General features: G+C 55.1%; 20 protein-coding genes. 12 read left to right on the top strand and 8 right to left on the bottom strand.

Annotation, left to right across the window (positions count from 1 at the left end; genetic code table 11):
* Window positions 1-11: 11 nt before the first annotated feature.
* The 3 genes from DSM25558_RS09900 to DSM25558_RS09890 form a co-directional block, all read right to left on the bottom strand.
* Window positions 12-1,448 (bottom strand): endo-1,3-1,4-beta-glycanase EglC, encoded by a 1,437-nt coding sequence (locus tag DSM25558_RS09900; RefSeq protein ID WP_077104258.1) that lies wholly within the window; start codon window positions 1,446-1,448, stop codon window positions 12-14.
* Window positions 1,449-1,556: 108 nt separating this feature from the next.
* Entirely contained in the window at window positions 1,557-2,351 is a 795-nt protein-coding gene (locus DSM25558_RS09895) for a hypothetical protein (RefSeq protein ID WP_083716399.1), read from the bottom strand.
* A gap of 131 nt (window positions 2,352-2,482) precedes the next feature.
* A complete protein-coding gene (locus tag DSM25558_RS09890; protein ID WP_244554154.1) occupies window positions 2,483-3,619 on the bottom strand; it encodes a citrate synthase in 1,137 nt (378 codons plus the stop codon).
* Window positions 3,620-3,633: 14 nt separating this feature from the next.
* Between DSM25558_RS09890 and DSM25558_RS09885 the strand changes: the two genes are divergently transcribed.
* The 3 genes from DSM25558_RS09885 (at window position 3,634) to DSM25558_RS09875 (ending at window position 7,677) form a co-directional block, all read left to right on the top strand.
* Window positions 3,634-5,841, top strand: a complete 2,208-nt coding sequence (locus DSM25558_RS09885; RefSeq protein ID WP_083716396.1) for an EAL domain-containing protein — start codon at window positions 3,634-3,636, stop codon at window positions 5,839-5,841.
* Window positions 5,842-5,968: 127 nt separating this feature from the next.
* Window positions 5,969-6,781, top strand: coding sequence for an amino acid ABC transporter substrate-binding protein (locus DSM25558_RS09880; protein WP_244554150.1), 813 nt, complete (start codon window positions 5,969-5,971; stop codon window positions 6,779-6,781).
* On the top strand, window positions 6,778-7,677 hold the full coding sequence (locus DSM25558_RS09875; protein ID WP_244554149.1) for an amino acid ABC transporter substrate-binding protein: 900 nt from the start codon (window positions 6,778-6,780) through the stop codon (window positions 7,675-7,677). The genes DSM25558_RS09880 and DSM25558_RS09875 overlap by 4 nt, the downstream gene beginning before the upstream one ends.
* 45 nt (window positions 7,678-7,722) lie before the next feature.
* On the opposite strand, the gene pcaF is transcribed toward DSM25558_RS09875, so the two are convergent.
* Genes pcaF through DSM25558_RS09860 form a run of 3 tightly spaced genes read right to left on the bottom strand, consistent with a single transcriptional unit; the run spans window position 7,723 to window position 10,344 of the window.
* Window positions 7,723-8,928: a 3-oxoadipyl-CoA thiolase gene (gene pcaF, locus DSM25558_RS09870; protein WP_077104255.1), complete on the bottom strand. Its 1,206-nt coding sequence runs from the start codon at window positions 8,926-8,928 to the stop codon at window positions 7,723-7,725.
* Window positions 8,929-8,938: 10 nt separating this feature from the next.
* Complete coding sequence (locus DSM25558_RS09865; RefSeq protein ID WP_077104253.1) at window positions 8,939-9,640, bottom strand: CoA transferase subunit B; 702 nt, start codon at window positions 9,638-9,640, stop codon at window positions 8,939-8,941.
* Entirely contained in the window at window positions 9,637-10,344 is a 708-nt protein-coding gene (locus DSM25558_RS09860) for a 3-oxoacid CoA-transferase subunit A (RefSeq protein WP_077104251.1), read from the bottom strand. Before DSM25558_RS09860 ends, DSM25558_RS09865 begins: the two co-directional genes overlap by 4 nt.
* 119 nt (window positions 10,345-10,463) lie before the next feature.
* Here DSM25558_RS09860 and DSM25558_RS09855 point away from each other — a divergent pair, with 119 nt between their 5' ends.
* Window positions 10,464-11,222, top strand: a complete 759-nt coding sequence (locus DSM25558_RS09855) for an IclR family transcriptional regulator (protein ID WP_077104249.1) — start codon at window positions 10,464-10,466, stop codon at window positions 11,220-11,222.
* A gap of 6 nt (window positions 11,223-11,228) precedes the next feature.
* Here the strand turns inward: DSM25558_RS09855 and pcaQ are convergent, their stop codons facing one another.
* Window positions 11,229-12,143: a pca operon transcription factor PcaQ gene (gene pcaQ / locus DSM25558_RS09850; protein ID WP_077104247.1), complete on the bottom strand. Its 915-nt coding sequence runs from the start codon at window positions 12,141-12,143 to the stop codon at window positions 11,229-11,231.
* Between the two features lie 91 nt (window positions 12,144-12,234).
* Between pcaQ and pcaD the strand changes: the two genes are divergently transcribed.
* The 8 genes from pcaD to DSM25558_RS09810 all read left to right on the top strand — a co-directional run bounded on the left by pcaD (window position 12,235) and on the right by DSM25558_RS09810 (window position 18,168).
* Window positions 12,235-13,032 carry a 3-oxoadipate enol-lactonase gene (gene pcaD / locus DSM25558_RS09845; protein ID WP_077104245.1) on the top strand — a complete coding sequence of 266 codons (798 nt, stop codon included), beginning with the start codon at window positions 12,235-12,237 and terminating at the stop codon, window positions 13,030-13,032.
* Between the two features lie 3 nt (window positions 13,033-13,035).
* Window positions 13,036-13,452: a 4-carboxymuconolactone decarboxylase gene (pcaC, locus tag DSM25558_RS09840; protein WP_077104243.1), complete on the top strand. Its 417-nt coding sequence runs from the start codon at window positions 13,036-13,038 to the stop codon at window positions 13,450-13,452.
* On the top strand, window positions 13,449-14,189 hold the full coding sequence (gene pcaH / locus DSM25558_RS09835) for a protocatechuate 3,4-dioxygenase subunit beta (protein ID WP_077104241.1): 741 nt from the start codon (window positions 13,449-13,451) through the stop codon (window positions 14,187-14,189). Before pcaC ends, pcaH begins: the two co-directional genes overlap by 4 nt.
* A gap of 1 nt (window position 14,190) precedes the next feature.
* On the top strand, window positions 14,191-14,811 hold the full coding sequence (pcaG, locus tag DSM25558_RS09830; RefSeq protein ID WP_077104239.1) for a protocatechuate 3,4-dioxygenase subunit alpha: 621 nt from the start codon (window positions 14,191-14,193) through the stop codon (window positions 14,809-14,811).
* 7 nt (window positions 14,812-14,818) lie between these two features.
* Window positions 14,819-15,871, top strand: coding sequence for a 3-carboxy-cis,cis-muconate cycloisomerase (locus tag DSM25558_RS09825; protein WP_077104506.1), 1,053 nt, complete (start codon window positions 14,819-14,821; stop codon window positions 15,869-15,871).
* Between the two features lie 209 nt (window positions 15,872-16,080).
* Entirely contained in the window at window positions 16,081-16,302 is a 222-nt protein-coding gene (locus DSM25558_RS09820; RefSeq protein ID WP_077104504.1) for a hypothetical protein, read from the top strand.
* A 38-nt stretch (window positions 16,303-16,340) separates the two neighbouring features.
* Complete coding sequence (locus tag DSM25558_RS09815; RefSeq protein ID WP_077104237.1) at window positions 16,341-16,901, top strand: type 1 glutamine amidotransferase domain-containing protein; 561 nt, start codon at window positions 16,341-16,343, stop codon at window positions 16,899-16,901.
* A 910-nt stretch (window positions 16,902-17,811) separates the two neighbouring features.
* Window positions 17,812-18,168, top strand: a complete 357-nt coding sequence (locus DSM25558_RS09810) for a hypothetical protein (protein ID WP_077104235.1) — start codon at window positions 17,812-17,814, stop codon at window positions 18,166-18,168.
* Here the strand turns inward: DSM25558_RS09810 and DSM25558_RS09805 are convergent.
* The coding region (locus DSM25558_RS09805; protein WP_210189138.1) for a hypothetical protein at window positions 18,165-18,570 on the bottom strand (406 nt) is incomplete at its 5' end. The genes DSM25558_RS09810 and DSM25558_RS09805 overlap by 4 nt on opposite strands.

Below are 18,570 nucleotides of genomic sequence, written 5' to 3'. Positions count from 1 at the left end.
ATCGGATGATCTCAGACCAGCAGATTGTCCGATGACGTTGTTTGCGACATAGCACTTACTGCGGGATCATTGATCGAATAAGCGTGGATGTAGTCGATCTTCATCTCAGACCCATTAGGTAATCCGTTTGTCGGCGTACCGGCTATGCCGCCGACAGCGAGATTGACGATCATATACATGGGGTCATGCATGTCGGTTGGCGTGTCGATCTGGGCAACCGCGACATCATCGAAGTACCATGTGATGTGATCCTCATCCCACAGCAGTCCGTATGTGTGAAAGCCTTCGGTGCTGGTCACGTTGACGTTGTTGATGGTCGACGTCTGTTGACCTGTCTCGTTGGAATGCGCTGACAGGATCAACGTATTTGGGTTTTGCCCGCGCATTTCGATGACATCGAGTTCAGGCGGCCATTTTCCGTCTTCCGGCAACAGCCAGAAAGCAGGCCATGCGCCTTGATCGCTTGGCATGTCCGCCCGCATTTCGAAATATCCGTAGGTCTGCGAAAAGGATGAATGGGTCGTCAACATGCCGGAGGTATAGTCATATCCGTTCACAGCGTCGGAAATCGCATCTGGTGTTGCCGCTGCTGTGATGGTCAGTACGCCGTTCTGGACGGAAAATGGATTGACTGAAGAGGTCGGCTGATAGGCGGGATTGATATACCACTGTTTTTCGGAGTTGGTGTGAAGGCTGCCGCCTTCCTCTCCGGCCCACCAGAATTTCGGCTCCCAAACACCGCTTTGCCCGTCGCTGAGGGAAAGCGAGTTGAATTCATCGGCAAAGGTCGATGTAAGCTTGGAGCGATCTAGCGTCAGCCTGAATTGATCTGCATCGAGGCTATCGGCCGTTGTGTTGGCCAGCACGACGCTCTCGCCATTGTCGAAGTTGAGCCAGAGGTCCGCACCCTTCTGCGTGGACGTGCTGATGAGGTGGTCGAAGGATGTCACCCCGTAGCCATCCAGCCGGATGAAGTCGTCAGAGCCGAAATCTGTGATCAGATCCGTGCCATTGCCCTTGGCGAAAACGAAGGTGTCTGCTCCGCCACCACCGGTCAGCACGTCGTTGCCTGCGCCGCCATCGATCGTCTGTTTGGCAGAGCCGCCACTGATGATGTTATCGAGCGCGTTTCCAAAGGCGTTCCGTCCATCGCCCGTAACAATCAGGTTTTCAATATTGTCGGGGAGCGTGTAGCTCATCCATGTGTTGATGGTATCGGTGCCCTGATCGGCTGCTTCCGTGGCGCGATTGATGGTGGAATACAGGTAATAAATGTCATCACCCGTCCCACCATGCATGGTCACGTTGACGCCGCTGTCGCCCCACATCGAATCGTTTTTGGTGGTGCCATAAAGGTCAGGGCCGGAGCCTGTGGCCGAGAAAAAACCGGTTGACGTATCGCTATAATAAAGCGGCTTGCCAAGAGCATTCATGATCGACTGCGCCATCGAAATATCTCCTGTTAAAACTGTTCAACGACAATTTCTTCAGGTTTCAGTGTAGCAGTGATGAGGGGTCTCTGCGCCCTGTGAAAAGTCACGGGTGCGCTGCAGCATTCAAGCCGGCAGCACCAGCGTCATTTCTGCGATGCCATCCCATGACGCTTTTATTTTCGTCTGTCCGGATAGCCGGATAACGCCGCAAAGGCTGCCGGTGGTCACGACTTGCCCACGTTTCAGGCCGCCGAGATGGTCAAGCGGTGCATTGGCATAGGCAAGTAATGGAGCAATCGGATCGGCTTGCGGATGTTTCGCGGCTGCCGCAAACAGCACCTCGTCATCGCCTTCGATAATCAGCGCCGGCAACGTGGCATCCTGATTGGCGACGCGCTCCAGAACCGCGCTGTCGAGTTCCGGACCCAGAACAAAGGAGTGGTTGCCAAGGCGGTCCGCCAAAAACAGCGGGAAGGGCACCTTGTTTTCTTCCGCAAGCCGGTAGCTGACCAGCTCTGCCCCCAAGTGAGCGGATGCGATGTGCGACAGCACGTCTTCTCGGGAATATTCTGCTCCTGTTGCGGGTGGCGGAATGTCGTTCGCCAGAACGAAACATATCTCGATTTCGACGGCGACTGCGCCTGGTTTCGGCACCTCGAACGAGACATCGATGCTGGTGTCGTACACGTCGAGAAGGGGTGCAGCGATAGCCCGCCCACTGTTGAATGATATCTTCCAGCCGTCGACTTCCCTGCCGATGGCTGCTGCCGCGATTGCCTGCGCAGCCATGCCGATCTCGATTGTCTCCGGCACGAGACCGTTGCTTTCAAGGATCGCAACGCCGAGCGATGACTGCTGATTTTCAGCCTCGGCGAGAATAGCACCAAGTCTTATATTCGCCTCTGTCATCGTGGTCATGCGAAACCCTCCCGTAACGTCAATTCAGGACAATTTCATTACAGTCATTTGCGATGCTGGCAAGTGAAGCGACTATCGTTGATCTGAGAATTACATTGTCTTCAACATATATTCGTTATCGCCAATATCCATTATGTCCGTTCGGGTTGTGGCCCGGCATAGCGCGCACGGGGGCGGATCAGCTTTTTCTCCTGAAATTGCTCCAGTGCGTGCGCGATCCAACCCACTGTTCTGCCTGCGGCAAAAAGCGCCAGTGCTGCACCTGGTGGGAGACCCAGTTCACGGCGAATGGACACCAGCGCCACATCAACTGTTGGCAGTTTTCCCGTCGTTTCGGCCACTGTTTCTATCAGGGACTGGCGCTTTTCATTTGGTCCCAACAAAGGTAGCAACGCTGCCGCTCTCGGGTCGCCTCCCGGGTATAAGGGATGTTCGAAGCCGGGCAGACCATCACCGCGTCGCAATCGTTTTTCCACGACCTCGGCTGCGCTTCTGGCGTCTTCGATTTCATCGAAAAGAATTTCAACAAGGCTCGTCATGCCACCGTGCAAAGGTCCGCTGAGCGCCGAAAGACCAGCGTCAAGGCATGCTCCAAGCGATGCGCCGGTGGACGCCACGACACGCGTTGCAAAGGCTGAAGCGTTCAGCTCGTGATCTGCGAGCAGCACAAGTGTGCGCCGAATGATGTCCGCACCTGCCTCATCGATATTCCAGACTCTCGCCAGATGCAGATGCACAGGCAGGGCACTAGGCTGACTGCTGCTGATTGCTGCCGTTATCGATCGCAACAGCGCGACGGCACTCGGCCACAACACTCTGTTATCGCGCTGCCATGCCGTCATCCTGCCCGCATCGACAAATGCAAGCAGCGCCTGGCACCGCTCGGTCAGTGGCAAATCCTTGGTAAGGTCGAGAAGCGCAGCGTTCCACTCAACGTTTACTGTTTTCACGAATGGATCATGATCTTCGCATGACCATAGCAGCCGGGCGACCTTCTCGAGTGTTTGATGCTCGGCCAGCTTCACTGCGTCGCGACCTCGATAAAAGAGGTGACCATCCTCGATCAGAGTGATGCCGGAGGACAGAACCGGTAAGCCCCAGTCGAGCGTCGTCGCCGCCACGTCGCGCGGTTTTCGACCCACCGACTTGTTTTTGCTCAAACGGTCTATGTCGTGTCGGCTGTAAAGCCGCCGGCGAGGATCGTCCGGTCCCTCCATCGTGCGAACCAGCCCACGGCTGACATAAGCGTAGAGCGTCGCACGGCTGATACCGAGCGCTTGTGATGCCGCTTCAGCATCAAGTCGCCGATCTGCACGCGGGCCAAACCCGACTTGTATGGTACCATTCGCTTTTCTGGAAAATAAACGTCTTCCTCGTATCGAGTGTCGTTCTTGCCTATGTCATGGGTGCAACGATCGGTTGGGTCATGGTCGAGCGGGACTCGCTGGAACAATGGCGTCGTCAGGCCGAGTTGAATGCACAAGTCACGAGCTCGGCTATTCGCTCCATCTACACCTTCATCGCGATTGAAAGTGGCGATGATGGTCAGATCACCAAGATCATCAGCGAGCGCCCCCTGGGTGACGATGCGTCCATACTGGATACGGGTTTCAACCCGGCAGACGTTCTTGGTCTGGCCGCCTCGCAGACGAAAAACAATATCTGGCTCTTCCAGAAATCGTCTGGCCAGCAAGCATTTACCAGCTCAGCTGAAGCCTTCGGCTCCAGCAACGGTCTCGACCTCTCCCTGCCTGATTACACCAATCCAAGCCATTTCTTCGTCGGATTTGCGGACGTGGATAAGGTTCGTCACTTCATCGCCTATGTGCCCGTCGTCAATCTGAAGGGTGAATTGCAAGGCGCGCTCGTGACGACCATCGGCGAGGCCGATGCGCTGCAGGAAAGCCAGAACAAGCTCCTGCGCAATTCTTTTGTACTGCTCTTGACCATTCTGATTTTGACCGGTGCCGCGGTTACGCTGATCATGCGCAAGGTTTTCAAGCCGGTTCCGGCACTCGTCAGCGCTTTGAGCCGTATCGCCCGCGACGATACGCGATCCGTCACACCGTTTCAGAACCGCCATGATGAAATTGGTCGTTTCGCTGTGGCAATCGAAACGTTGAGAGAGGCGGTTGTGGAGCGCGAGCACTTGCGGCAGGTTCGCGATGTTGCCAAGCACATGGAGCATCTTGCTCACCACGACGCTCTCACCGGGCTCCCGAACCGCACATTCTTCGGCAAGAAGCTGGAGGAAATGATTGCCGGAATGGGTGAGGGTGGTCGTCGCGTCAACATCATGCTGCTGGACCTCGATCGCTTCAAATCGATCAATGACGGCTTGGGTCATGCCAGTGGCGATGCTTTGCTCGTTTCTTTCGCCGAACGTTTGCTGTCTCTGATGAGGCCTGGTGATATCGCGGCGCGTTTCGGCGGCGATGAATTTGCCATTATCCAGGCCGTGCGCAAGGATTCGTTGGTTGAAGCCAGCAAACTTGCGTCAAGCATCATTCGTTCTTTAACCAGACCCTTCATGCTGCTGGGCAAAGAGGTTTCTGTCGGCACCAGCATCGGCATTTGTACGGAAGTCGCCGTTGGCAGCGAGATTTCCGAACTGCTCAAGAAGGCCGATATTGCTCTCTATGCAGCAAAATCTGAAGGCAGAGGCACGTTCCGGTTTTTCAAGCAGGGCATGGAAATGTCCGGTGAGCGAGGTCATGTCCTCCAGCACGATCTCGATGCCGCTTTGCGAAACGGCGAATTCGAGCTGCATTATCAGCCAATATTCTCGGTTTCGAAGTTGGAGCCTGTCGGGTTCGAAGCCCTTTTGAGATGGCACCATTCAAAACTTGGCTGGGTTTCGCCCGCAGACTTCATTCCCGTTGCCGAAAAGACGGGGCAAATCGTGGCAATTGGCGAATGGGTCTTGAACAAGGCCTGTTCGGATGCCGCAAAACTGCCGCCAGATACATTTCTGGCCGTCAACGTCTCTCCCGCGCAGTTACAACAGGGCAACTTTGCGCAAAAGGTGAAATCCGCACTGTTCACGCACGGACTTCCAGCCAACAGGCTGGAACTGGAATTGACCGAGAGCGTGCAGATATGTTCGCTCGAATGCCGGGAAATGCTGGCGGGTCTACGGGCGCTGGGTATCGGTATCGCTCTGGACGATTTCGGCACAGGGTATTCCGGCATCAGCTATCTTCTGACGCTGCCGATCACCAAAATAAAAATAGATCGTAGTTTCGTCATGCATCTTCAGGAACAGGCCGAAAGCCGGACAGTGGTTGCAAACCTGCTTCAACTGGCAAAAGGCCTCGGTTTGGAGACCACAGCAGAAGGTATAGAGACCGAATACCAACTCCAGTTTGTGCGCTCTGTGGGCTGCACATTAGGGCAGGGATTTCATCTTGGACGTCCTGCAAACATTAAAGAGCTTCAGCATACGTATAACGATTTTTATCCCCGGATGGTGTCATCGCTAGGAGCATGAAAGAATGCGATATCCTCAGTTTTGGTGTGTGAATAAAAAGCTTTTAAAATTCGCGCTTTTCAGTGCAATCCTGTTTCAGATCTCAGGCGGTGCCGCGTCTTTGGCCCACGCGCAAGAGAGCGGCACCTTGGACAAGATTGCCCGAACGAAAACAATATCGATCGGTTATCGCGAAGACGAGGTCCCCTTCGCCTACAAGACAGCGGATGGTAGCGCCATCGGATATACGGTTGAACTGTGTAACGACATCGCAGAACATATCCGGGCCCAGCTCAATCTGGACAAAATCAATATCAATTACGTGATCGCAACGCCCGCCACTCGTTTTCTTCTGGTTAAAAGCGGTAAGATCGATCTGGAATGCAGTGCCACAACCAACAATGCGGAACGGCGCGAGCAGGTCGCCTTCTCCTATCCGCACTTCATCACGGCGACCCGTTTCGTGGCGAAAAAATCAAGTCAAGTCAAAAGCATAAGAGATTTGGCCGGGCGCACAGTCGCCTCCACCACCGGTACGGTGAATGTCGATCAGTTGCAGAACATCAACCGCGCCGACAATCTCAATATTTCGGTGATGTTGGCACGACAGAACTCCGATGGTTTTGCCTTTGTGGAAACAAACAAGGCAACGGCATTCGTCATGGATGGCGTCTTGCTCGCGGCACATGTCGCGTTTTCCAAGTCTCCCGATGAGTACATGATCTCGTCGGAGACGTTCGGTCCACCGGAGCCCTATGGAATATTGATGCGCAAGGGTGACGATGCTTTCAACAAGGTCGTGAACGACGCTTTGCGACAGCTGTTTGTCAGCGGTGAAATCAACCGCATCTACGACAAATGGTTCATGTCTCCTATCCCGCCGGAAGGTCGCAATTTCAATCTGCCGATGTCTTCGGAACTACAGGCTGCGTTTCATGATCCCAAGGAGTACTTGCAATGAGACGTGCTCTTTCCGATTTCCTTGTTCTACCCGCGGCGCTGTTCATGCTGTCTGCCACTTTCGCTTTTGCCGACTTCAACACACCGACGCTTGAGCGTATCAGGGAAACCGGCAAGATCAGGATAGGTTACGGCGTAACCGCGCCGTTCTCGTTTACGGCACCGAATGGAGAGGTCGTTGGCTATTCCATCGATCTCTGCCGTCAGGTTGCTGAGAAACTCAAAACGCGCTTGAAGCTGGAAGCCATCGACATCGAATTCGTGCCGCGCACACCCAGCAATCGTATTCAACTGCTCAACGATGGCACGATCGACATTGAATGCAATGCCAGCACCAACACGGTGGAGAGACGAAAAAGCGCCAATTTCGCCATCAGTCATTTCTACAGTGCGACGCGTTACGTGTCTCTTGCCAAAAATCATCTTGAGACAGTTGCGGATCTAAAAGGGCGATCCGTCAGTGTGGCGCTTGGCACGGTCAATGTCAGTGACATCAACGAAATCAACCGCGCTCAGAAGCTCAATATTTCCGTCGTTCCAATGGATTCCTTGCAGGCCGCATTTGACCTTGTGACGGATGGGCGCGTGTCTGCCTTTGCAATGGACGAAGTGCTGCTCAGCACGATGATTGCGCAGAGCAAAAATCCGGCGGATTACCAAGTCTCGACCGAGAAGGTGACTGGTTCCCAGCCTTTCGGCTTCATGATGCGATTGAACGACACCGAGTTCACTGCCGCTGTGAATGATGCCCTTGCCGAAATTTACAAAAGCCCCGATATGGCCGAGCTATATAAGCGTTGGTTCGAAAGCCCTATTCCCGGCAAAGGTATCACTCTCAACGTTCCCATGAGTGAAGCGTTGAAGGCCACGCTGGCAAACCCCGCACCGATACAGTAATTCACCATCGCAAGACGCGTTGCGGTTTGCGATGGTGAGGTGCGTTCACACCCGTTCGAGAGCGATCGCGATGCCTTGGCCGACACCGATGCACATGGTGGCGAGCGCTTTGGTTTTGCCTGTGAGCGAAAGTTCCAGCGCCGCAGTACCCGCGATGCGCGCTCCACTCATGCCAAGCGGATGACCGAGAGCAATCGCGCCACCATTGATGTTGGCACGCGCGTCGTCGTCGGCGAAACCAAGCTGCCGCAGCGTTGCAAGCCCTTGAGACGCGAACGCCTCATTGAGTTCGATGACATCCAACTGTTCCTGCTTTAAGCCAAGACGGGCCAGAAGCTTCTGTGAGGCGGGGGCGGGGCCTATGCCCATGAGGCGGGGAGGAACGCCAGCCGTCGCACCGCCGAGAATGCGGGCAATCGGTGTTAGACCGTATTTCTTGGCTGCTTCCGCAGATGCGATGATCAAGGCCGCCGCACCGTCATTGACGCCGGATGCGTTACCCGCCGTCACCGTCGCGCCGTCCATGCGGTTAACGGGTCTCAACTTCGCCAGCGCTTCGATGCTGGTTTCGCGCGGATGCTCATCCTTGGAAACGATGACGGGATCGCCCTTGCGCTGTAAAATGCTGACCGGCGTGATTTCCTTCACCAGCCTTCCGTTAGCCTGGGCTTGCGCAGCCTTCTGTTGGCTCCGCACCGCAAAGGCGTCCTGATCCTCGCGGGACACGCCGTAGTCGATAGCGACATTGTCACCCGTCTCGGGCATGGAATCGACGCCGTAGAGCGCTTTCATGGCCGGGTTCACAAAACGCCAGCCGATGGTGGTGTCGTAAATCTCGGCATTGCGGGAGAAAGCCGCTTCCGCCTTTGGCATCACGAAGGGCGCGCGGCTCATGCTCTCCACGCCACCGGCAATCATCAGCTCGGCTTCGCCGGATTTAATGGCGCGTGCGGCGGTGATGACGGCATCCATTCCGGAACCGCACAAGCGGTTGATGGTTGTTCCCGTCACCGAAACCGGCAGTCCTGCAAGCAGCAGGGACATACGCGCGACATTGCGGTTGTCTTCACCGGCCTGATTGGCGCAGCCGAAAATCACGTCGTCCACCGCTTCCCAATCCACCGATGGATTGCGCTCCATCAATGCCTTCAAGGGAATTGCGCCGAGATCGTCAGCGCGAACGGAGGAGAGGGCGCCGCCGAAGCGGCCGATGGGAGTGCGAATATAGTCGCAGATAAAGACGTCAGTCATATCGGATACCTCACAGTTCGGGAGCAACGAGATCGGCCACGGGGCCATCCGTGTGCAGCTTGGCACCGGTCATGGCTTGCAGGTCTTCAATGCTCATGCCCGCCAGCTTTTCCTGCAACACGAAGTGACCGTCCACGACATCCACCACCGCGTGGCTGGTATAGATGCGCGTGATGCAGCCGACGCCGGTCAGAGGAAATGCGCATTTCTCGACGAGCTTGGGTTCGCCCTTCTTCGTCACATGTTCCGTAATGACGAAAACCTGTTTTGCGCCGTGGACGAGGTCCATCGCGCCGCCCACGGCAGGCACGCCCTTGGAGCCGACCCGCCAGTTTGCGAGATCGCCATTCTGCGCAACCTGATAGGCGCCCAGAATTGCGACATCCAGATGCCCACCGCGGACCATCGCGAAACTATCCGCGTGATGGAAGAAGGCAGCACCCGGCTTCAGCGTAACGGCCTTCTTGCCGGCATTTATCAGATCCCAGTCTTCCTCGCCCTCAGGCGGCGCTTCGCCGAAGTTGAGAATGCCGTTTTCGGTGTGGAAAATCGCCTCGCGGCCCGGCGGCTGATACCGCGCAACCATTTCCGGAAAGCCGATGCCCAGATTGACATAAGCTCCATCGGCAATGTCCTGCGCCGCGCGCCATGCGATCTGCGCATTGGAGAGCTTGATGTCTTCGAATGTGTTGAGAGCTTGAGTATCGGTCATACGTAGGCCACTCCTGCGCGGATCAAGGCTTCTTCCTGTTGCGGATCATTGATTTCGACCACGCCGTTGACGAATATTCCGGGGGTGACGACTTGCTCCGGATCGATCTCGCCTGCGGGAACAAGCTTTGAAACCTGGGCAATCGTCGTTGCCGCGGCCATGCACATCAGCGGGTTGAAGTTGCGACCAGCCTTGCTGTAGGTCAGGTTGCCTTGGGTGTCCCCCAAATGCGCTTTGACGATGGCGAAATCCGCTTTCAGCCAGCGCTCCTGTACATAATGGCGTCCGTCGAATTCGGCGATCGGCTTGCCATCGGCAAGTTCGGTGCCATAGGCGGTCGGCGTGTAGAATGCCGGAATGCCAGCCCCACCTGCACGAATACGTTCGGCCAGCGTGCCCTGCGGAACCAGTTCCAATTCGATCTCACCCGCCAGATAGCGGTCGGTGAAAGCGCGCGGATCGGAAGAGCGGGGGAAGGAGCAGATCATCTTTCTGACCATGCCAGCATCGATCATGGCGGCAATGCCGATGCGTCCGTTACCGGCATTGTTGTTGATGACGGTGAGGTTTTTCGAACCCTTGTCGATCAGCGCATGGATCAATTCAATTGGCGCGCCGGAGCCGCCAAAGCCGCCTATCATCACCGTCGCGTCGTCACCGATGGCGGAGACCGCCTCAGCCGCGCTTTTGATCGTTTTATCCATGGTGCCTCCCAAGCGATGCTCTTTCGTTGTTTTGAGGTAAATCCGAACCGAGCTCGACTGCAAGGTATTTGTGCGTTATATCACTTTTGTTCGATTATCGCACAAAATGGATGTGTCCTATGACCAGCGAGAGAGACTTGATGGGAGGGCTCGCAAAGGGTCTGAAGGTGATCGAGGCATTCAGCGCCGAACATCCGCGGCTTTCCATTTCCCAAGCGGCAGACATCGCCGGTCTTGACAGGGCAACGACACGGCGTTGCCTGCTGACATTGGCGGAGCTTGGATATGCCGCCTATGACGGGAAGTTCTTTACCGTAACGCCTAAGGTTCTGCGTCTGGGCACCGGTTGTCTCGCCACCATGCCGCTGCCGCGTATCGTTCAGCCACTGCTGGATCAATTGTCGGAGCGGATCGGCCAGAGCACGTCTGTGTCCATTCTGGACGAAGCGGAAATCGTCTATGTCGCCCGCGCGGCACAGCGCCGTGTCATGTCGATTGCACTCATGCCTGGTTCGCGACTGCCGGCCTATTGCACATCCATGGGTCGCGTCCTTCTCGCTGCTTTGGCTGAGCCAGACTGCCAACGCATCCTCGATATCTCGCATCTCGAAGCGCGCACGCCACGGACATTGACCGACAGGGAGACGCTGACGGCAGAACTGGCTCGCATTAGAGCGCGGGGTTATTCACTGATCGATCAGGAAGTCGAGGTCGGCCTGCGGTCCATTGCGGTGCCTATCCTCAACATGCGCGGCCAGACGGTTGCGGCACTCAATGTCGGGCTGCCTGCGACTGCGGCGTCGATGGACGATCTTGTCGAACAATATCTGCCGCCCTTGCTCGTCGTTCAGGCCGAACTGCGCAGAATGCTGGTTTGATTTGCCTCAAAGCGTGCCAGCGGTTTCGCGGATCGTTTGCATGAGCAGCGCAAGCGGCAGAGAGGGTTGCGTATCGGCGCGCATTGTCAATCCCACAGGGCCGCTCGTATCAGCCGTGTCTAGCGGCAGCATGGCGAGCGTCCCGTCAGCGATATCAGCCGCAACAACACCTTCTGAGATGATCCAGATGGCATCGCTCATTCTCAAAAATGCCCTGCCGAATGCGTCCGAAACCGTCTCGATCCGGGTTGGCAGGGGTGCGACCCCATGCGCGAGCAGGAATTGATCGACGACTGGGCCGATGACGGAATTGCGCGTCGGCGTTAAAACTGGAAATTCATGAAGTCGGTCGAAGATGGATGTGCTTTCCGCTAGCAGGGGATGATTGGTCCGTACGACGAAACGAACCCTTTCCGAATAGAGATGCTCGAACGAGAATCCACTCATCTTTTCCGGTGTTGCCAGACGACCAACGACGAGATCCAGTTCGCCGACCCGCAATTGCTCCAGAAGCACCGCGTTTTCTCCGGTCACGATTTTGACCGTGCTGCCTGTATCTTCTTTCAAAAAGATGGCCATGGCTTTCGGCATGATGCTGACGGACACCGTCGGCAGCGCACCGATCCTGACCGGTAGACCTATTTTCGCAGCATCCTGCGAAACGGAATCCACCGCCTGGCGCGCCGCCGTCATCGTTGCTCCCGCATGTTTCAGAAATATCTCGCCGTAGCGGCTGAGCTTGATGCCACGGCCATCGCGTTCGAGAAGGGAAACACCCAGGACGTCTTCCAGTTCACGAACGGTTTTCGTCACCGCAGGCTGGCTGATGCGCAAAACAGCCGCCGCCTGCACCACGCTTTTATGGCGTGCGATCTCTACAAAAGTCTGGATGTGACGAAATTTCAGACGCGCATCGAGCATGAATCATAATCTGTGGGTTATGTTATGTGATGAAAAACTTATTTTACTTAACCTTTTCCATCTTGCAATATCGTCAACGGGAGGAATACGCATGCAATTTTTGCTGTCGAACGATCGGGCGATCCATTATCGCGCGGTTGATCTGGACCAAGACAAGCCGGTTATCGTTTTCATCAACTCGCTGGGTACCGATTTTCGTATCTGGAACGCGGTGATGGACACGCTTGGGGAGCGATATGCTTATGTCCTGCACGACAAGCGCGGGCACGGGCTGTCGGACACCGGTGTCACACCTTACTCTATAGACGACCATGTCGATGACCTCGCAGTTCTGCTCGATCATCTCTCCATCAACCAAGTCATAATCTGGGGGCTTTCCGTCGGCGGCTTGATAGCGCAGGGTCTTTACGCTCGTCGTCCCGATCTCGTGCGCGCGCTGATCCTCAGCAACACCGCGCATAAGATCGGCACTGCCGATATGTGGAATGACCGTATCGGCAAGATTGAGCGCGATGGCCTCGCTCCTCTGGTGGATGGCGTCATGGAGCGCTGGTTTACACCGACATTTCGCCAGCCTGATAATGCTGCCTATCTTGGCGCACGCACCATGCTCGCCCGCCAGGATGCGTCAGGTTATGCCGGAACATGTGCGGCTATTCGTGATGCGGATTTCACGGCACTGGCAAGCAAGATCGCAGTGCCGACATTGTGCGTTGCGGGTGATGGCGATGGCTCGACGCCGCCAGAACTGGTTCGTGAGCTTGCGGCGCTCATCCCCGATAGCCGCGTCTCTGTGATCGAGAATTGTGGACATATACCGTGTCTCGAACAGCCTGCTGCCTACGCCGCTGCTGTCGATGCTTTCATAAAATCCTTGCCGGAGCTTTGATCCATGGCTGATGCGAATAAGACTGATAGGTTCGATGCTGGCATGAAAACCCGTCGCGAGGTTTTGGGCAACGCGCATGTGGACCGCGCGCAAGCCGCATCCACGCCGTTCGATCAACCCTTTCAGCAGTTGATTACGGAGTCGGCCTGGGGAAATGTCTGGTCGGGTACGCAGTGGACGAAGCGCGAGCGCTCTATTGTGACGATAGCGCTGCTTGCTGCGCTCGGCCAGGATGAGGAGGTCGCCATGCATGTGCGCGCCACTGCCAATACCGGTGCAACGGAAGAGGATATCCGCGAAGCGCTGATGCATGTCGCTATTTATGCTGGCGTTCCTGCCGCCAACCATGCTTTCAAGATTGCGAAGAATACACTCGCGGAGATGCGGGCCGCTTCTTCGCGTGAGGAGGAACAGAAATGACCAATACACCGCCCGAAACCGGACCATTTTTTGCCAGAGATCGCAGCATTCACCCGCCTGCTTTTGCGCCGGGATATAAGACTTCGGTTCTTCGTTCGCCGCAGCGTGCGCTTATTTCACTGGAATCCACCACGAGCGAAATCACGGGTCCGGTCTTCGGCCACAGCATGCTCAACCCGCTGGATAATGACCTTATCCTCAATTACGCCCGGCCCGGCGAAATGCCCATCGGCCCGCGCATATTGGTGCATGGTCGTGTTCTGGATGAGCGCGGCAAAGGCGTGGATGGTGCATTGGTAGAGTTCTGGCAGGCCAATGCTGGGGGGCGTTATCTTCACAAGAAGGAAAGCTATCTGGCTGCCGTCGATCCGAATTTCGGTGGTGTCGGCCGCACGATCACGGATGCGGATGGCTATTACTGGTTCAAGACGATCATGCCCGGAGCCTATCCATGGCCAAACGGCGTGAATGACTGGCGTCCGGCGCATATCCATTTTTCCGTCTTCGGCCATGGTTTTGCGCAGCGCCTGATCACCCAGATGTATTTCGAGGGCGACCCGATGATCTGGCAATGTCCGATCGTTAAAACAATCCCTGACAAAGCAGCGATCGAGCGGCTGGTTGCGGCACTCGACATGACCAATGCCATCCCCATGGATATGCGTGCCTACAAATTCGATATCGTGCTGCGCGGACGCCGCTCCACCCTGTTTGAGAATCGCGTGGAGGGAAATTAAAATGGTTCAGCCACTTTATTACTTCAAGGAAAGCGCTTCGCAGACCGCTGGTCCCTATGTCCATATCGGCTGCACGCCCAACTTCGTCGGTATTCACGGCATTTTTTCCGAAGATCTTGGCTCAGGCGCACTTTATAATGAGAACGCCAAGGGTGAGCGGATCACCATTCGCGGCACCGTTTACGATGGTGGCGGCAATGCCCTGAAGGATGCGCTGATCGAAATTTGGCAGGCGGATGCGCAAGGGCTTTATAACAGCCCCAGCGAGACACGCGGTGCGGCCGACCCGAATTTTTCCGGTTGGGGCCGCTCTCCCGGTGATATGGACACGGGCGAATTCGTGTTTGAAAGCATTAAGCCGGGCAAGGTGCCGTTCAAGGACGGGCGCTGGATGGCCCCGCACATCACCTTCTGGATCGTCGCACGCGGCATCAATATTGGCCTGCACACCCGCATGTATTTCCCGGAAGAAACCGATGCCAATGCGGCTGATCCCATTCTGGCCCGTGTCGAGCACAAAGCAAGGCTTGCAACGCTGATCGCCAAAAAGGAAGAAGAGGGCACATATCGCTTCGACATCCACCTTCAAGGTGACAGTGAAACGGTCTTCTTCGACATTTGAGATGAAAATGAGCCTTTCCCCTTTCGAACATCCGTTTCTCGGTGGTCTTTTCGGAGACGCGGAAATTGCCGCGCTGTTTTCTGCAGATGCAGATGTCGCGGCTATGCTGCGGTTTGAAAGCGCGTTGGCGCAGGCGCAGGCCGCAACGGGGGTGATCTCGAAAGAGGATGCCGCACACATCGTCGCGGGCATCGAAAGCGCGTCGATTGATGGAGACGCGTTGCGTCAGGGCGTCGCGAAAGACGGCGTGGTCATCCCTGAACTGGTGCGTCAGTTGCGCGGTGCCGTAGGCGGAGACGCAGCGGCAAAGGTACACTTCGGCGCGACCAGCCAGGATGTCATCGATACTAGCCTGATGCTGCGTCTGAAAGCTGCGACCCAAATTATCTACGCACGCCTGTCCTCATGCATCACGGCGCTTGAGGATGTTTCCAAACGGGATGGTTCGAAACCTCTGATGGCCTACACGCGCATGCAGGCCGCAATCCCTATGACCGCTGACGACAGAGTTTCGACATGGCTTGAGCCTTTACTGCGTCACCGCGAGCGTCTGGCGATTTTTGCGAGCGATGGTTTCGCCATCCAGTTCGGTGGGGCTGCCGGTACGCTCGAGAAGTTTGGCGATAAGGGAGCCGCAGTACGGGCAGAGCTTGCGCAGCGGCTGGAGCTTGCCGACGCACGGCAATGGCATAGCCAGCGCGATGGTATTGCAGATTTCGGCCATATCCTGTCCCTTATCACAGGCTCACTTGGAAAATTCGGACAGGATATTGCGCTGCTGGCGCAGGTTGGTGGAGAAATCCGGCTTTCAGGCGGCGGTGGCTCTTCGGCTATGCCGCACAAACAAAATCCGGTAGCGGCTGAAACACTCGTTGCACTGGCCCGCTTCAATGCCGTGCAGATATCAGGTCTGCATCAATCCATGGTGCACGAGCAGGAGCGTTCGGGTGCGGCCTGGATGCTGGAATGGCTGGTTTTGCCGCAAATGGTGGCCGCAACCGGCAGTGCACTTTTCTCTGCGCATCGTCTTTTAAAGCAGCTCGACGCCATCGGTTCCTGATCGTTCCCTCATATTCGTATTCTATTTTTTAGGAACCATTGTCCAAGGGGTACGTTCTTTTGGCAGGAGAGCCGTCGTGTCAAACGGACATGATGGCGCTGAAGAACATCAGGATTTTTCTTTTTCTTGATGGCCAACGAACTGGCAAACGAGCTTCTCACCATCCGGTGTCCTCCGATCTCGCCAGGTCCCGTCAATGGAGACAAGACATGGAAAAGACCGAAACGCGTAAGCTTGCGGAAGAATACATGCTGCTTGGCGGAACCCGTCAGGTGATGATCGACGACAACAAGACGTTTGTTCGTCAGTACGATGAGGAACCTGAAGAAGCGGAGCGCTTCTGGCAGGAGAAAATCGCGGTTCTGGAAAAGGCTCGAATGGAAGATGTCGAGTTCTTCTTGCCCTCCGTGAATTCTGACGAGGCCAATTGAGCCTCCAACTTTAAGAATCCAACAACAGGAGAAGAGATATGACAGCGATTAATGCTGCAAAGATCGTTATTCTTGCGACTGATGGCTATGAACGTTCAGAACTGCGCGTGCCCTATGATCAGTTGAAAGCAAAAGGTGCAGACGTGAAAATCGCGTCGATTGAGAACGGCGAGATCAAAAGCTGGGATGAGAAGAATTGGGGCGATGCAATCAGTGTTGACCTGTTGGCAAAGGATGTCCGCGTTGAAGACTTTGACGCGCTCGTTCTCCCAGGCGGGCAGATCAATCCAGACGTTCTAAGAGCCGATGAAAGCGCGATGCGTGTGGTAAAAGACTTCGTTGCCTCCGGCAAGGTCGTCGCCGCAATTTGTCACGCGCCGTGGCTGCTGGTAGAAGCAGATGCAGTAAAAGGCCGACAGATTACATCCTACGGCTCCATTAAAACCGACGTTAAAAACGCCGGCGGCATCTGGAAAGACGAGGAAGTTGTTTGCGACAAGGGCATCGTTACGTCACGCTCGCCAGATGACCTTGACGCATTTGTGGCAAAGATCGTCGAGGAAGTGGAAGAAGGTCGTCACGACCGACGTGCGGCATAGCTGCCAGACCGATATTCCTATCCATCAGAGCCGCCATACCCATGGCGGCTCTTTTTTTGCCTCATAGGATGCACTTTAAAGTTCGCTACTCGCTTTTACGCATGGCTAGTGATTTTTGATAATCGGGAAGAGCTGAGAGAATCACACTTATTTCATTGGCGTAAATGCTGTTCGCCGCATATGTGGCGACGCCCCTTTAAATCTTCCGTTTTTGCTTTGAAAAACCCATGTTTTCTGGGCCTTTCCAAAAATTACGTTATGCAAGCATTTGCCAAATGCCCGCTTAGCTTCTGCCGCTAACCGATTTCATTCGCATACTTCGTTTTCGGTCTCCTAGAGAGATCGGATAGAGATCGGATAGAGAGCGAAGGAGCGGGGTGTGCGCCAATCGCTCAAGATTTGAATTACGGGGATGCCACCTTATGACGAGCAGTGTTTGAGACTGCAGCTGTCGGTGAACTGCAGTTCAAGTTGGCCTTGATTGTCGCCTGATGAAAACTAATTTTCGCAGCAGTTTCTTTTGTGTCTCGGACACAGAATGCCGCATTGGAGACGTTGATCGACTTTATGAGTTGGATTTCCAAAATCGGTTTAACGAGCCCATAGACCAAGGACGCATCATCTTGAAATCGCATGAAGCGGGAGCGTCATCGAGCTTGTCAGTGTTGATGACAACCTACGAGACAGGATAGCATCGTCTGCTGATCATAAGTGCGAACAGGTCAAAGTTTCGGAAGTTTTTGTAGCTGCTAGTAAGGTTATGCGGCTAGATGTTTCGGCGGCCGGGCGCAGGAAGTGCCGCATCTGGCAAAACAAATTTAACAATACGCATTATTCAAGAGCGGCGATCCGACACACGTCTCGAATAACCATCGAGAGTCGAAATGCCGACCGAGGAACAGGATTTACCATGTCAATGCAGATTTACCGTGTGCCGCAGGAATTTGGGAGCCATCTGAGGCTATTCATCGAGGGCGATCTCTATAATCTGTCGTTTACCAATATGCGGGACATGAAGGAATGGTTCAGGACGCGACCAAGGCACCTCGGTGGAAATGTCTTGGATGACAACACGATAATTTACGATACCGAGATAGTCCGGACATACGGGGTGCAGAAGACCCACTTTGTGATCAAACAATTCGACCGGGCAACGCCGTTTTTCGTTATCGGAGCTAGTCCCTACATGCACAACCATCGTTTTGAAGAGGCGGAGGACGCCTTTGATTTTGCGGCTGCCAAGGCGAAGGAATACGATGCTATTTAATGGGCAGGTACCGGAGGGGAAATAAGACCCCAAGATATGTTTTGTTCATTCAGAGGGTCGATTAGCGACCCTTCGCCCTCTCTCATTTCGATACTCCAAGCTTCTGTGGCTCGGACCATCAATTGCGCAAAATCACGCACAATGTAGAGATCTTTGCTGCCTGCAACTTCGGTACCTGTGTAGAGAACGTGCGCTCGAAGAGTTCGATAGTCTCTGCGTTTTTCGCTGTTCAACATTGCTTTCAACAACTGCCTCTCCATCAAAACACCCATACTCATCTCCCCCTGTCGCGCTGCCCTGTATCGGAGCGGTAAGAATTCTCGTATTAAATATTGTGTACGAGAAATCTGTCGGCGCAAACCCTCGGTTTTTGACACGCCGGTGCAAAGATATTGTCCTGTC

It is taken from the genome of Agrobacterium sp. DSM 25558 (assembly GCF_900100825.1).
Classification (GTDB): Bacteria; Pseudomonadota; Alphaproteobacteria; order Rhizobiales; family Rhizobiaceae; genus Agrobacterium.
Note: the sequence above shows the minus strand (reverse complement) of the source record. Positions and strands in the feature narration are given on the sequence as shown.